We start from the raw sequence: 14,387 nt of genomic DNA on the forward strand, positions 1-14,387 counted from the left end.
CGTCTGGGTGAGCTGCCATGTGAAATTGGAATTGCGAGCCGATACAAAACGGCAATCGGCTTCAAGGTTATGTAGGAGAGAGCTCGGTAAGCAGGTAGGCAAGAATCATTGCGTGAAATCCCGTTAGCCGCTTGGGCCAACGCTGTGAAGCATTTTAGGCTGCTTGGTTTTGATGGAATTCGGCGAGTTTTTTACGTTCTTCCATGTTCAGTTTTCTTATTTCAGGATCGCCCAACGGTTTCTTGTGTGGGTTCTTTGGACGGTAACGCGCCTTCTTGTCCGTGCCCGCTTGATAGGTCTGGACGAGGGCTTGCGACAGGCTGTGCAGCATGTTGTCACTCGCACTGCAATATTTGTCGAGGCGACGCATGCAGCGTCGCAAGCAACGCATCGTGTTGGCCAAACTTCGTTTTTTCGGATCATAGTCGACTTGCTCGGGAACGTCTTGCTGTTCGGGAATCTGTTCTCGCAGCGCCAGCAGTTCGGCAATCGCCATCGCGCGAATCGACCAGTCCAGTTCCGCCAATGCCCGATCGCTGTTGCGGCAACGTAGTTTGTGCTTGTCAATGGTTTGTTTTAAGCCGCGGAATTCGACTTCGATTCCCCAACGCATTTTGTAGTAACCAATGAGCTGCTTGTGCCTCAGCTTACGAGCGCTCAATACGCTCGTAAGCATCCACATCTTCGTCTTGCCAACTTTCACTTTCACCAGACGCAGCTTCAGCGGCGGGGCGCCAGATTCCATCCTCCCCTTGGGCCAACACAAGACTCGACCTCCACCGAGTTGCTTGATATCAGCCTGCTCGCTGAGCAACTTCACGTTCGCTCCGACACGAACAAGGAAGTCACCACCGGCAGCCAGGATCGCACTCCACAGAGGATAACCTACGAAGCCCGCGTCACCACAAAACAGTGTCTTTTCCGGGAAAGTCTCTTCCTTAAGCATCTCCACGACGTGGCCTCGTTCGCTTGAGTTCGATGGCCCCAAACGCCAAGTCCACGGTAGACGAAGGCTCATGTGCCACATCATCGTGACCCAGATTTGAGGTTCTTGTGGCTGAGGTTTGTTCTTCTGGTTCCGCTTCCGTCGCATCCCCTTGGACTTCTTCTTTCCGTATTTGGCACGCACGCCGCGGCCATAGTTGGGTGCACAAAAAGCTTTCTCATTGGCGGCCGTTCGCGGGACCGTCACGCGTGACCCATCGAAGCCGATCAGTACCCAGTCAGCGGACCTCCAAAAACGTCCGCCCACTTCCTGGGCCAATGACTGATGTCTCTGGCGAAGCCGCGTCGTGAACAGCGATTCGTAGCGATCCAATGCGTTCATGAAGGCCGTGTAGGTTTTGGCGGTGCAGTGAAGCCCCAGCTCTTCACAGATTTCCATCGTCTGATCGAAGGCATCGGTGACGTTTATCTCATTTTGCCAAGACCAGATGAGTGCCTGGATCGCCAATTCTTCGGGCATCCATTTGATATTGCCATGAAATGTATCTTTGGTAAACAATTCACCTTTGGGAACAATCCAACGACACACCTCGTTGAAGATCGTCTTGTTCTTGCGACGAGATTGGCGGTTAGGTTTGCGACGTTGGTTTTGCTTACTACGTTTTGTCTGCTTCTTGCGACTCATGGCCAGATTCCTTTCTGACTGAAGTGTTTCAGTTAGTGTTTGGGGGGAATCTGGCTTTTTTCATATTCGGAGCTTGGTGAAAACCCCGCTTTTTACGTGCTCAAAATGCTTCACAGCGTTGCGTTTGGGCGCTAGCCCCGGTTGAATGTCGGAACCGTGGCTAGCGCCAAAGCGGCTAATATACTGAAAGACTCCTGCCTAGCTGCTTAGGGTGAAGCCGGTTTTCGTTGATCGGCTCGCCAGTGGAACGATGCGTAGGACAGAACCAAGCCGAATGCGTTACCGGGGTACTGCTCGGAGCCAAATCGTATCTTCGGTGGTGGCATCGAGTTCGATTTGAACCTCCTCGATGACGGGGCCGCCGGGCATCAAAATGCTTGGTTTGTCGGGGCGATTCTGAGCACGAACGATTTTAACAAGGGGCTGCAAGGGGGCGGCAATTTCGGCCTCAAACGCCAGCGGCATTCCCCGAAACAAACTCATGCCGCGGTAAGCGTTTGGGTTGTTCCTATTGCCTCGCTCTAGCATTTGTAGCGGCTTGGTAACGTCGGTTCGCCATGCGATGCGATACGGTTTGTCAGATTGCGGATCGAGCTTGATGGGCAGCGGATCTGAAAACGACTGTAGAGCTTTGTTGTCAAAATCGGTTCGCACATCGAGTTGTCGTTCACCGACATCCAGAAGTCGCCAAAGGTGGCTCGCCCCGCCGATGATTCGCAGTCGCCACTTGGTCAAACTTTCGTTCTCGCGAGTCGCTGGAAGTCGAATTCCGATGTCATCGGGGCGACTCGCATCCCAACGAAGTTCGACGACGGGCTGGGTCGCGTCTGCGGATTCGACGTCGGCGTGTAGCAAAGCGTTGTAGGCCGTTTTGATCGGATCTGTTTGCCATGAAATGGCGTCCTGCCCTTGCGACTCGTCTCGCAGATGCCACCAAGCGAACTTCTTCGTCTGATCCGACAGCACCATTTGATCGCCAACGAGAAATTCGGGAACGATCGTCAGCACTGGGCTGTTCGTTTCGGAGGCCGGAAGATAGATCTTCCATTCATACTGTTTGCTTCGTGCGGCGCGGTACCGAAGCCCGTCGCGGAGTCCGATTCCTTTGTCGCCAGGGTCGGTTGTGAGGTCGATGAAGGGTGATGCCGGCTGGTAAGTTTGGTCTGCTTGGTCAATCCAAAGTCGATAGCCGGGGTGGCTGACCCAGTTATCGCTTTGACCGTTAAAATAGGTTCCTGACCCATAGTTCGTTCGCGGCGTGTAAGATTTGCCTGTCAGCTGTAGCAGTGACGCCGCCTGCCGACTGATTTCGGCCGGTGGGCTTAGCCCGTTGGACTGACGCCACCCGTCGGGCAACCATTCATGCCCCATCACTTTGTCAACAACGGACTGACCATCAACGAACACAGTGAAGCGATACTTCTCATCGGCGTGGTCGGCAGCGCGTAAAGTAATTCGATGTTTACCGGGGCGCTATCGGTATTTTCTCAAAGCTTTCTGGTAATCCAGCCTGAGACACGGTTGCCACACCAAATCGAATCTCAAACGACTTGCCGCGGGGAACATGGACTTCCCATGTTTCCACATAATGCGCCACGCGAGGATACGCAACTGACTGAAGTCGATCGGGGTCCGCAACGTCTAAATGACTGGAGAGAGCAAGTAAATGCGTTCGTTGTTGAGTCAAACTGGCGTTTTCTCGGAAAGCCAGTATCGAAGCAATCCCAACGGCAATGATAGCCGTCAGCATGAGCATGTGTCCAAGTGAGAACCTGAATCGCCCTTTGCGAGCGTTCGTCGATACGGAGTTCATTGCCGCTGTCCCTCCGCGATCCAGGAGTCTTCAAAACCTTCGGGTTTATTGCCTTGACGAAGCTGATCAAACTCGGCGTCAAGCTTCTTGGGACATATTACAAAGATGCCACCCTTATAGGTCGTGACGGATTGACCGTAGACATTTTTCTCTTCTGCAGTGTTCGGATCGTACACTCTCAATATCGGTAGAATCGTGTCTTGATCAAAAGATTGGGCAGGTCCACCGGGCGTTGCCAATGTTTCGACCACCAAATCACCACTGCTGAGGTCAGCCTGCACGTCCCAAGTCGCTGCACTGATCGATCCGCCAAGCGAGACAAAGCACACAACCTTTTCGGCTTTCCGATGCAAACTAATCGTCAGCAACTCGTGATAGGGGTCGGAGCGAGGTGAAGAGTGGCCGGAACTGAAACCGCCTTGGAAGTACAGACCTCGATCTGACAAACGCCCCCCGCCGCGCATTCTCTGGAAGTCATATCCAGGCGGCAGATAACAGCGAAATTGCCAAAGTTGGTCAATGTACGGAGCAACTTCCGGAGGAGTTTTCGGATCTTCGATGGCAACGATGTGAATCTTGTCGGCGTCGTCGATCGACATTCGTCCCAACTCGGCTTCTAGCTGCAACACGTCGTCCCGCAGTACGCGACTGGACCGCGTCAACACGATCAATGTTACGATTCCGGTGACGAACAAAAGACTCGATATAAGTCGCAGAAGTCGGTTCTGTGTTGAAGTTTTCAAACGATAACCAGCCAGTCAGTAAATGTTGATCGGCAGGAGCCGAGAAGGGATCATGGTAACACAAGGCGAAAGCAACAAAGGATGAGTTAGCATCGTTCTGCAATTGCTTGATGACTGGGTGATTGAGAATCTGCCTACGTAAGCGTGTCTGCCAGACTTTGGCCCGCATTGGATGACTGGAATCAAACCGCACAAGCTGGCAAGCTAAGTGCAATCCGTGGGACGCATGGCCGAGCAGGTTAAGGTGGACAGAAACGCAACGGCAAGAGCGGCTGGTTGGCGCGCGGCCCAATCAAGATGACCGGTACTGCAAGAAGAGAACCGTTCACCAAGTCCGTTTGGGTCACTAACCGAACCATCCTAACAGCACCTCGCGAATCGTACCCGCATCGTCCGCCTGCCAGTTAGCCCCAAGTTGCTGACGACGGGAATCGGGTTGTTGGCAAAGTGATTCTGCCAGCATTGTGCGGCGATACGAAAGGAATCGGTTTCGACGATCGAGGCGACAACTTCACTTGCACGATCACGTTCGTCCATCGTCATCATGGCAACGACTCGGTAAACATCCTGAGCGTGTTTTGCGGCCTGCGCTCGACTAAATTCTCGTAGCTCTTCATCGATCTGTGTAACTTGAGATATTGCCCAACGATCACTGGTCGCAGTCAGCTTCATCACGCTCCAAGTGACCGGGTTGGGGACATTCAGGTAGATACCATCCATTGTAAATTGGAACGGATGCAGTTCTGAACCAACCGCTTCTGGATTGGTTCGGCCGTGAACACCTTGATCACCCAGCGATGGTTTGTGTTTGACTCGTTTGTTCGTGGCGGTAATTCCAGAATCGCCCAAATCTGGTCGCTGAGCATGCATTTCTACAATAATCAACTGGTTGCCTTGCAGACGCTTGATGAACTTCCATCGTTGTTCATGTGCACGATCACTTGCTTCGAAGCCGTTCTTATTCAATGCAGTGATGATTGACTTTTGATGAGCGACATCTTTGATTAGATCAAGCCCGAGCACCAAGTCGACGTCTTTCGTCACTCGCGGATTCGCATTCCGCCAGTTTCGTATCGGCACGAGCGTGCGCGACGGAGATTCTTCAGAGAGCCAACGCTGCTTGAGGAATAGTCCGTACCCGCCGGCGACAAGTATGTCCGTTGAAGAAACGGCACCAAGGTCGTGCCAAAGCGGTGAAAAGTGTGGCCATAAAAGATCGTCCATACTGCTCGCTACGCCTGTGATTCGTTGATGATTGCTTGATACAAGTCCTTGGCGGTCTCACGTTGGCGAGCATCGCCGTCATTGAGTTCGAGCCAGGTTTGAATTCGACTGGCATAGCGAATACCCTCCTTGTCTCGCTCGTTGGCAAAAAAGTATTCGTCGTCTTTTGTCTCATTCAGTACGATGTCCGCGAAACTGGGAACGCTCTCAGGGGTCAACGACAGCAGTGATTCCGCAAGCTTCAAATCGCTCACTGCCACTTTCAACGGTCCACTTTGAGCGATCGTGCAATAGCGTGTCGCTGAGGACTCGCCGGTAAGTGACCACGCCAAATTCCCAGAACTCGACAGTTCGCTTAGCTTTGGCGTTCCTTCGAGGCTTCGATAGCTGCGATGTCGACGGGGCGGTCTCCGACGCCAATTCTTGCCCAGGTGATCTAGCATCCGAATTGGATCGGTGAGCTTGATCTTGTTCCCTTCCTTAATCACGAGCATTTCTTCAACGAATGCAGTGATCGCTTTGGAGACCTGTGATAACGATAGGCCTTTCAGTTGAGCTTGCTTCTCGATCGCTTCGGTCAAATCGCTCAGAGTGTCCCATTGAGGTTTGCACATCAGCGTCCGAGCAACAAACGCCGAGCGACCACGAAAAGGATTGGCGACCGGTCGTGAGTCGGGATAGAGATTTGGATGGCCTGTACGCACTACACACATGTGGTTCGGGACATAGACAATGCCATTACCACACAAGTCGATTCCGCTGACAGCCAAGTCCTCGAGTTCGGTCAATCGATCCGGCGACAGGTACGGAAGAAAGATCAGCGGATGACATTCCAAGCGACGCGCATTGTCCGACGCTTGCTGAATGGCTTTCCGGAAAACCTCTGGCGTAGATCGCGTTTTACACTCCACAGAGAATCTCTCGGTGGCATTGTCTGCGGCAAACGAAACTTCAATCAATGCATCGATAGCTCGATCATATTGAGGAACCGCGTCTCGAATGACGAGCGGCGTCAGCAATAGCTCACCTGGACGTAGCCTGTCGAGCATAAACTGCTCATCGATTTTCGTGTTCTCGTCCATTTTCTCGCCTGGGAAAACTGTCTTTAATACGCAAACTTAGATTGTTTTCCCGAAATGACAAGTTTTCCCGCGTGGGAAAACGTCGCTTTTTTTGAAAACTAGCCAGGTTGAAAAGTAGCCGTAGGGCACGCAGCATGTAGCTCCGAACCTACAAGCTGCACGGTCGACGTGATTGGACTTGGGAGAAAAGACATTCAGGAATTTCCGGAGTAGCTTGGAGTAAATTCACAGGATGGCACGTTTACCGAAATCGTCGGATTCACTCCGCAGTAATGCAGGGTGATGCAGTAACGGTCGATGGGCTCGACTCTTGGCGAATGTGTGGCTGATGCAACACGACCAACCTGCAATCCGTTGCCCCGCAACTGACTTGCGAAACACCGAGAGTCCGATTCGCGATGAATACATCGCAGCGATCAAACAAGCCGACATGCGCGACCATGCCGCGATGATTGATCTTCACCACAGGTGCAGTGAGTAAACACGCAAATTGGAGAGGCTCTCGACAAATGAACAGGATCGTTGGATCGACCAGGTCGCGGTACTGCTGGTCGGACTAGCATCCATACAGCTCGAATTTTGCCGGCGGTGAGCGGAAGTGACAGACACCAGGCTGCTACGAGAGAATCTCTGCATTGGGCAATCCCTCGCGCAGCGTTTTAACTCCCTGCGGTGTGAGCTGCGTGTCGGCGACGTCGATGTAGTTCAGAGTCATGCCAACGAGCGTGGAAACCGATGCGTCTGTAACTTGCGTCCCGCAAAGGTTGAGTCGAGTGAGTTTAGGGAGCTGCGAAATCAGCTCGATCGCGTGATCGGAAACGCCGGTTTTCCAGAAGCTGATTCCTTCGAGATTCGGAAGCGACAGCAGTGCTCCGACGTCAGCATCGGTAATGTCCACTTTGTTGAAGTTAATATCGACAATGTCCTCGTTCGGAATTTTTTGCCGACTTCGAAAAGGTTCACCGAGGAACGTGAAGCGAACTCCTCGGTCCGTCATGGCGATCAAAGCGGCATCCATCGAACATCTCTCCGTACTGAACCGTTGGGATGTGTAGCCCATTGAAAAGCTAACGCCCAGGCTGTGGGCATTTCACGGCTTACATACTGCAACTCTCATTCCGTTTCTCGCGGACGAATCTCTCCCGTTTGCGGCCGGCTTTCATGGGCGGATCGGTCTGACGCTTCAGCCTCGAACGCTTGCCCCCTGGCGCAACGCTGTGAAGCATTTCGTAGCGGAACTCGTCAAGAGTTTCGGGGGGCATACACCATGGAACGAAAGTCTTGACGACTTCCGCTACGTTAAATTAGCACAAGCCCTATAAGAAAAACAGAGACACGAGAGACCTTTGCCCGAGACACCCCGGAATGTGTCAACGACAGTGAGACAACTTTTTGATAGTTGTTAGGTGCTGCATCCCGCGTGCTCAGGGGCCAGCCCCCGAACCCCCGGGATTTTTTCAGGCATGACTCGGGTGTTCAAAGAGTTTGTTGCTGGTACTGTGTCGACGTCCGGTGAAACGGAAGACGGCTCTGCGGGGACGCAACCGTCCAAGGGATAACCGGATCGAGGGTGCGTCAAAGACGTTACTTCTGGAGCCCCCGGGCAATTCGCTTCGGGGGCTTCGCTTTTCAATTCATCCTTTCGTTTGGGAGCGTTGATCCAAACTGCTTTGGGAAGGCTTGCAGGTGTGGGAATGCCGTGTACGAAACGCTCGGGATTCTTCTGCCATGCCCCGTGAAGCGTTTGTTTTCTCGACTCGATCACTTTTTCGCCTTGGCCGTAGTGCAACGATGATGGGGTAAGCAGGCCGATGCCACTGTGATAGTGCTCGTCGTTGTACCAGCCAATGAATTCACGGCAGAATCCAAGTGCGTCTTCATAGCATCCAAATCGCTGGGGAAATTCAGGGCGGTACTTCATCGTTTTGAACTGGCTTTCCGAGAAAGGATTGTCGTTGGAAACATGCGGCCGACTGTGTGACTTGGTGACGCCCAGCGAACCAAGCAACTGCGCCACCGAATGCGATGTCATCGATGGCCCACGATCGCTATGGAGGATCAATTGCTCGCGCGGAATGTTTTGCTTTTCAATGGTTGTTTCGATCAGCTGCGTGGCTAGATCGGCGCTTTCACGATGTGCCAGCATCCAGCCGACCACGCAGCGGCTGTAGATATCCAGAATGACATACAGGTAATAATAGGTCCATTTCTCCGGGCCCTTGAGCTTGGTGATGTCCCACGACCAGACTTCATTGGGGCCGGTCGCAAGCAATTCAGGCTTTCTGTAGTTCGGGTGTCGGAGTTGGTTTCTGCGTTCGCGAGTGCTTTGATTCGCTTCGAGGATGCGATACATCGTCCGCACGCTGCACATGTACTCCCCTTCATCGAGCAATTTCGAGTAGACCTGCCGCGGCGACTGATCAGCGAAACGTTCGCTGTTGAGTCGATCGATCACCGCTTTTCGTTCTCCGAGTGAAAGTGCTCGAGCTGGGATCGGTCTCGGCTTAGGTTGCTGGTCGGGATCGCGGCGACGGTACAACGTCGCTCGCGAAACATTCAGTGCGCGGCATGCAGCAGCGACACCGACTCGTTTGCTGAGCCCTTCAGCCGCACTCAATCTGTCTTCTCGTGTGAGCGTGTCTGCATCATCTCCGAGACTTTTTTTTGGACGTCAATGATCAACTCCGCCTGGCGAAGTCTTTCTTTTAGGCGTTCATTTTCGCGTTTCAAAGCGGCAAGCTCTTTTGCCTTTGACGGTATTGCTGGCGGCACATCGCTACTGGGCTTATTCGATGATGACAATGATTTTTCCCGAAGTTGACGACGCCAGCGCTGAACCACTGACGAATAGAGCCCTTCACGACGTAGCAGAGCTCCAATCTCACCGGGCTCGGAGCACTGCTGAGCTTCGATCGCGATCCGACGTTTATACTCCTCTGAAAAGCGACGACGGGTCGCTTTCTCAGCCACCTCAGGATTTTTCTTAACTTTTTTGTTGGCGATTTCGGTCATGTAAACTCTCCGTGCCCTCGACTTTGAAAAACTTCAAAGTTGTCTCACTCATGTTGGCACAGAGGGCCCCGCGAGATGTCTGACGGCGGAGCTTCGACGTGAGTCTTTGCCCCGACTGCGGTATAGCATGAAAAAAGCCGACGTGTGGAAAATTCCCTACGTCGGCTTTTAAAGTTGATCGTGGATGACAGGCAAGATGCCTATCCTACTTAAGTTGAGCGAACCACACCTCGCTCAAACCGCTTGGGAGATCTCAGCAAACTTCAGACGACTTTGGCAAGCTGCCGTACCAAAATATTGAAGAGAGCTTACTGAGGTGATAACTTACGATTTTCGCCGATGATGCAGCGTTCATGAAATCTTTGAAGGGGAAGACGAGTGATTGGCATCGCTTGTAAATGTGGTTTTCGAAAGCAGGTTCCCGTAGATTGGGCAGGAAAACGGGCCAAGTGTCGTTGTGGACGTCTGTTGCAGATCCCCGAATCGCCCTCCACTCCTGCAAGCGACGTATCTCCAGCCGTTGAAGGTCATCCACGCCAAACTCCATCGAGAGAGCCAGCAGCACCTGTGTCACCCGATTTTCCGCAAATCGAAGTCGAACCACGGCCCGGAATAAAAAACTCGCGTCGTACATCCCTTTCTAACGGGCGGCGCAAGAAGAACCGCAACGTCCTAGTCGCATCGCTGGCGATTTCCGCTGGGTTTCTCTCTGTGCTAGTCGCGCTCATTGTGATCGTTGGCGATTGGGGATCGCCGCTCGCAACCAATGCCGAAGCAAACCGTCCTTCATCGTCACGTGTAAATGAGCCCGAGCCGACTCAGCCGATGATTTTGTCGCACGACGCCGATCGTTTAGGCCCCACGCAAGCCAATCATGAGCAGCTCGATCAATTCACTCGGGAGAACAGCCAGGCTCAAATTCCACGGGACCGAGTTCCGACGGACCAAGAACTGAGGGGCCAACCGATTGCCACCGCACAATCGTTTTGGAAAAGTTGCGTTGACCCTGCTCTCCAACGGCTGGCCCTTGATCCAGGAGTTCATCTGCTCGAAGGAATCCAACAATCCGCACCCAATGCAGGTATCGACAATTTTCTGGTCACTGGCGGAGTGATAATCAAACCAAGGACCGCACTTGAGAACTTTGTCTCCATCCTTTCCTGCCCAGGCTTCAAAGAAGTCCACTCGCTACGAGAGGAAGTTTCGTTCATGCACGCATCTTGCGATGTTTCACCTAGTGGGAACTACATTTTACAACAGACCAGCGTAGGCGCGCCCGGCAATCAAAGCAGAGTGTTGCGGCTGTACTCGCTTCAGAATGGAACCGCCAAAGACATACCTTTCGAACAGCAATTGCTATCTGTGCAGTTTGTGAGTGACGACTTGATCTTACTGCACACTAAAGACCGTGTGCTACAGCTGTTCGACTTGCAGAAGGAGACCGGAAAGCCGATACACGAGTTTTCCGGAACTCAGCTCACGTACTGGAAATTGACTCCAGGGAAACGTTTCGTGCTCGTCTTCAGCGGGGCGAGCCCCGCTTCGCTGCGAGTCATTGCAGTCGATGATGGACGTCTGCGTGATCACGCCCAAACGACCTTGGAAATGGAACGCGAGTTTGTGATTCATCATGCCGAGATAAGCCCCAACGGCCGTTATTTGCACTTGGGATTGCTCAACCCTCGGGCCAGTCGAAAGCGGCTGCGAATTATCGACTTGGCAACGGGCGAAACCAAACAAGATGTCGAAGATTCCGAGCTACCCGAGTCGCTATCCTTCTCGGCGAGTCATCCTGTCCTGACCAATGATGCGTCATGGCTATTCCCACAAGGCAAATTGGTGGATTCCAAGACTTTGACGGTGACATGGCGAGCTGAAGTTGTCTTCACTGATTTCCAATCTTACGATCATGATTGGTTTGTTTGCGCCGACAATCGGGCTGCCACCTTTCAGCCCCTGAGCGGACGGTCGGCAGCCAAGCACTTGCTGGTTGCCGAATTGCCCTAGTCATGTCCGATCGGCTTCACGATCTGCTCGAACTTTTTCGTTGTTGCTTCATGGTCGTCCCATGTCTCATTCGCCCCTCATGGGCGGTCGGAGTAAACCGACGTGGCATATTCAAGTAACTGTCGCAGCGGTTGCAAATCAAACAGTCGTTGGCACACCCTCGAGAACATCGTCGTCGATTCGAGTGGCTGCCTGTGCGATGGTTAGGCTGGCGATGGCTAGGCTGGCGGATTGCGATTCAATCCAATCCTGCAAGTCATCGTGGACGATCATCTTGACGTCGCTCACCTCGCGCAAGTTGTACTGGACGGTCTTGCCGATCAGGTACCATTTTCTCGGCTCGACGTCGGTCGCGCCGTAGGGGATCAGCAGCGGCGGGTGGAAAAGTGAAAAGGGTGCTATCAGTTGAAGCAATATGCCTTCCTTGGTCACGCCGACCGTCGCGATTCCTTTGTATGAGTTCCATCCGACATCGCCGCCCACCAAAATCACCGTCTGCATGGTCCGCGTGGCAACGCAGTGAATTTCATCGGCAGCACGATACGCTTGGGCCAGTCGGGTTTACCGCCGGGAGTTACATTTCCAAATCACACACATCAAACCGACAGGCAGACTGTAGGTAACCAGATGAAAGAGCAAATTGCCGATCATATTTCTTCCTCCGGCGCGTGGTCGTGTTTATACCGCCCAAGCTTGTCGGCTACTCGGAGAATGTTCCGCTCGACCAATTGAGGTGATTGATTGGGAAAGACAGGTAGGTCCTCGAGCGCGACGCCCATCCTGGCCAGTGCGAATCGCCACTGATCGGCATCGCCGGAGCTGTTCATGATTGGCGACGGGCGACTTAGAAACAGTTCTCGTATCCGTGGTATTGCGGCCGATGCCTGCGGCCCTAAGCGAACCAGTGCCGCTCGGATGCCATCAATCGATGAGCGTCGATCACGCCAATGCGGCAATTCAATCGCGGCGTCGAGAATTCGGTCGATTTTGGGCATCGCGCGATCGGGACCAAGATCAGCCAAGGTCGCGATCAGCGGTGCCGCTTGTTGATAGATTTCAGGCGAGTTCCAAATCGCGAGATACGTTGGACCAGGATCGGCAAACGTCCCCGGCGGGAAACTCGCCAAACGTTCGGCTAACCAATGACGCAGGCTTGCCGAGGTGTGATCCATGGAAATTCGATCAACATAGGCATCCAGCATCGCGGCGGGCGTCTTGTCCTTGGAAAAAACGTTTTTGATTGGCGTATCAATGTCTCGGACGCGATCGTCGGCCACGATTCGCGCGATCAGTGCATGGTCCCGCGGATTCGTATCAAAGAAAAACAAGCCGAGGTAGCGACGTGCTAAATCGAGCTGAGCGGTCGTTGCCGCGGGGTCGTCAAGTGCTTGCACGGTTTGGTCCCGCAGCAGTTCTATAGCCTTTGCGTCACACGGCGGAACGCGGAACTTGATCGCTTGAAGCAGCGCGGTTTCCGGCTTCAGCGACCGCTCGCCAGACTCCATGACCTGCCGCCCAATGTGGAAGGAGCTGTTGCCGGCCATGGTGGCATGAAAGCCGAAGTAAAACATGTGAGCGGGTATGGCCTGCTTTCGATAGCTCTTGCGGTAGCGAACGGTGCCTTTCGAGTCGAGAATCGTGACTCGCCGGAGTGTGGAAGTTCGGTGGTTCGCATGGCTTTCAACGCGGATAACCCAATCGGCCACGTCAGCGTCAACGGGAACGACCTTTCGTAGTCGCTCAAGTCCGGCCAACCGCATCGCCCAATTCGCCTCCACCGCTTTGGCTGCCGTGATCAGCTTCATCCCACGATTGGCCTGAACCAACGGCGGATACTCACGGACGATCTGGCCCGGCTTACTCGGGAAGATGCCTGCGGCGGGATCTGTCTTCGCAGAAACCAAGGCGTAGGCGGCGGAGGACTGAGGACCCGATGGTTTGCCACGCCCGGCGGTTACCGTGGTCAAGCTTTGCACAAGTGGCGAGTCGAGCAACGCGAGACTCAAGTAGTCGCATTCGGGCTCGAGGCGTTGATTCGGCCTTTCGATACGCACATGCCGCTCGAGTTCGATGGCTTGATTAGGTAGCACATCGCGCAATTCGTCCGCGCGGTACGCAGCGATTGCCTTCAAGCGAAACGGTTGCATGACGACCCAACCCAGCAGCAGCGAGACACCGAATGCCGTCGCGGTCGCCGACATGGGCGAGGAGATGGGCAGCAGACGCCGAACAATCGCCGTCACGGTCAAATAGACAAACACCGTGGGGGCCAAGGTGAGAACCAAACCCGGCACGATCAAAAAGAAATATCCCAATAACACAAGATCGGGAGCGGCGATCGCTAGCCCGGCCAAAACGCCGGTGATGGCAAGTACGTATTTCATCCGCAAATTCGTTACAACGATTAGGTTCTGCTCAATTCAACAGATCACGGGCATCGGATCAAATGCGATCGTCCAACGCTCAGAACCATAACGAGCGGATGCCGCTCAGAAATCTAGCTTACCGCTAGCCGACATGACCGAGTTTTTTGTCTCTCGATTTCCCCGGGCGGTGGCGATGTTGAACTCGCCGCCCTCGGCTCAGATCAACCCCGCAAACGTTAACCACTTTTATACGATAGCACTCCAGGACTTCATAACCTTGAGGTCTGCATCGTACAGAGACACCAGAGACATTGGGCTGAGACCGCCCTGGAGAGCGTTTCGGCGGCGGGCTGATAGTACTTTTCCAGAGACACCTCCGCGCGATGTGTGCCGGCGGAGCGATGACTTGAGTCCTTGCCCCCTCGGCAAACGCTGTGAAGCATTTCTGAGTCGTGTTTTGCCAGGTCATCACAACCCGAACGCGTAAGCGAGGGACCGGCGCTGGTTCAA

At 53.6% G+C, this 14,387-nt stretch carries 10 protein-coding genes and 1 pseudogene; 2 read left to right on the top strand and 9 right to left on the bottom strand.

Going from position 1 to position 14,387, the window contains the following annotated elements; genetic code table 11:
• Positions 1-154: 154 nt before the first annotated feature.
• The 5 genes from SH528x_RS10380 to SH528x_RS10400 all read right to left on the bottom strand — a co-directional run bounded on the left by SH528x_RS10380 (position 155) and on the right by SH528x_RS10400 (position 6,492).
• Positions 155-1,630 (bottom strand): transposase, encoded by a 1,476-nt coding sequence (locus SH528x_RS10380; RefSeq protein WP_442505179.1) that lies wholly within the window; start codon positions 1,628-1,630, stop codon positions 155-157.
• Positions 1,631-1,909: 279 nt separating this feature from the next.
• Entirely contained in the window at positions 1,910-3,037 is a 1,128-nt protein-coding gene (locus tag SH528x_RS10385; protein ID WP_442510455.1) for a hypothetical protein, read from the bottom strand.
• A 402-nt stretch (positions 3,038-3,439) separates the two neighbouring features.
• Positions 3,440-4,186 carry a hypothetical protein gene (locus SH528x_RS10390; RefSeq protein WP_442510456.1) on the bottom strand — a complete coding sequence of 249 codons (747 nt, stop codon included), beginning with the start codon at positions 4,184-4,186 and terminating at the stop codon, positions 3,440-3,442.
• A 360-nt stretch (positions 4,187-4,546) separates the two neighbouring features.
• On the bottom strand, positions 4,547-5,410 hold the full coding sequence (locus SH528x_RS10395; protein WP_442510457.1) for a hypothetical protein: 864 nt from the start codon (positions 5,408-5,410) through the stop codon (positions 4,547-4,549).
• A gap of 8 nt (positions 5,411-5,418) precedes the next feature.
• Positions 5,419-6,492, bottom strand: coding sequence for a hypothetical protein (locus tag SH528x_RS10400; protein WP_442510458.1), 1,074 nt, complete (start codon positions 6,490-6,492; stop codon positions 5,419-5,421).
• Between the two features lie 328 nt (positions 6,493-6,820).
• Here SH528x_RS10400 and SH528x_RS10405 point away from each other — a divergent pair, with 328 nt between their 5' ends.
• A complete protein-coding gene (locus SH528x_RS10405) occupies positions 6,821-6,973 on the top strand; it encodes a hypothetical protein (RefSeq protein WP_442510459.1) in 153 nt (50 codons plus the stop codon).
• 135 nt (positions 6,974-7,108) lie between these two features.
• Here SH528x_RS10405 and SH528x_RS10410 read toward each other — a convergent pair whose 3' ends face one another.
• Both SH528x_RS10410 and SH528x_RS10415 read right to left on the bottom strand, forming a co-directional pair.
• Positions 7,109-7,510, bottom strand: a complete 402-nt coding sequence (locus SH528x_RS10410) for a hypothetical protein (protein ID WP_442510460.1) — start codon at positions 7,508-7,510, stop codon at positions 7,109-7,111.
• 627 nt (positions 7,511-8,137) lie between these two features.
• Positions 8,138-9,504, bottom strand: a pseudogene (locus SH528x_RS10415) (IS3 family transposase); the annotation flags it as partial.
• A gap of 567 nt (positions 9,505-10,071) precedes the next feature.
• Here SH528x_RS10415 and SH528x_RS10420 point away from each other — a divergent pair.
• Entirely contained in the window at positions 10,072-11,511 is a 1,440-nt protein-coding gene (locus tag SH528x_RS10420) for a hypothetical protein (RefSeq protein ID WP_442510461.1), read from the top strand.
• 138 nt (positions 11,512-11,649) lie between these two features.
• Here SH528x_RS10420 and SH528x_RS10425 read toward each other — a convergent pair whose 3' ends face one another.
• A complete protein-coding gene (locus tag SH528x_RS10425) occupies positions 11,650-12,012 on the bottom strand; it encodes a hypothetical protein (protein WP_442510462.1) in 363 nt (120 codons plus the stop codon).
• Between the two features lie 146 nt (positions 12,013-12,158).
• Positions 12,159-13,895: a hypothetical protein gene (locus SH528x_RS10430; RefSeq protein WP_442510463.1), complete on the bottom strand. Its 1,737-nt coding sequence runs from the start codon at positions 13,893-13,895 to the stop codon at positions 12,159-12,161.
• Between the last annotated feature and the right edge of the window lie 492 nt (positions 13,896-14,387).

Origin of the sequence: Novipirellula methanifontis (assembly GCF_052161655.1) — a bacterium.
GTDB lineage: Bacteria > Planctomycetota > Planctomycetia > Pirellulales > Pirellulaceae > Novipirellula.

Coding starts and splice junctions, on each gene's coding strand:
- SH528x_RS10380 (WP_442505179.1), bottom strand. CDS start 1,630: ATGAGTCGCAAGAAGCAGACAAAACGTAGTAAGCAAAACCAACGTCGC.
- SH528x_RS10395 (WP_442510457.1), bottom strand. CDS start 5,410: ATGGACGATCTTTTATGGCCACACTTTTCACCGCTTTGGCACGACCTT.
- SH528x_RS10400 (WP_442510458.1), bottom strand. CDS start 6,492: ATGGACGAGAACACGAAAATCGATGAGCAGTTTATGCTCGACAGGCTA.
- SH528x_RS10405 (WP_442510459.1), top strand. CDS start 6,821: ATGCAACACGACCAACCTGCAATCCGTTGCCCCGCAACTGACTTGCGA.
- SH528x_RS10410 (WP_442510460.1), bottom strand. CDS start 7,510: ATGGATGCCGCTTTGATCGCCATGACGGACCGAGGAGTTCGCTTCACG.
- SH528x_RS10425 (WP_442510462.1), bottom strand. CDS start 12,012: ATGCAGACGGTGATTTTGGTGGGCGGCGATGTCGGATGGAACTCATAC.
- SH528x_RS10430 (WP_442510463.1), bottom strand. CDS start 13,895: ATGAAATACGTACTTGCCATCACCGGCGTTTTGGCCGGGCTAGCGATC.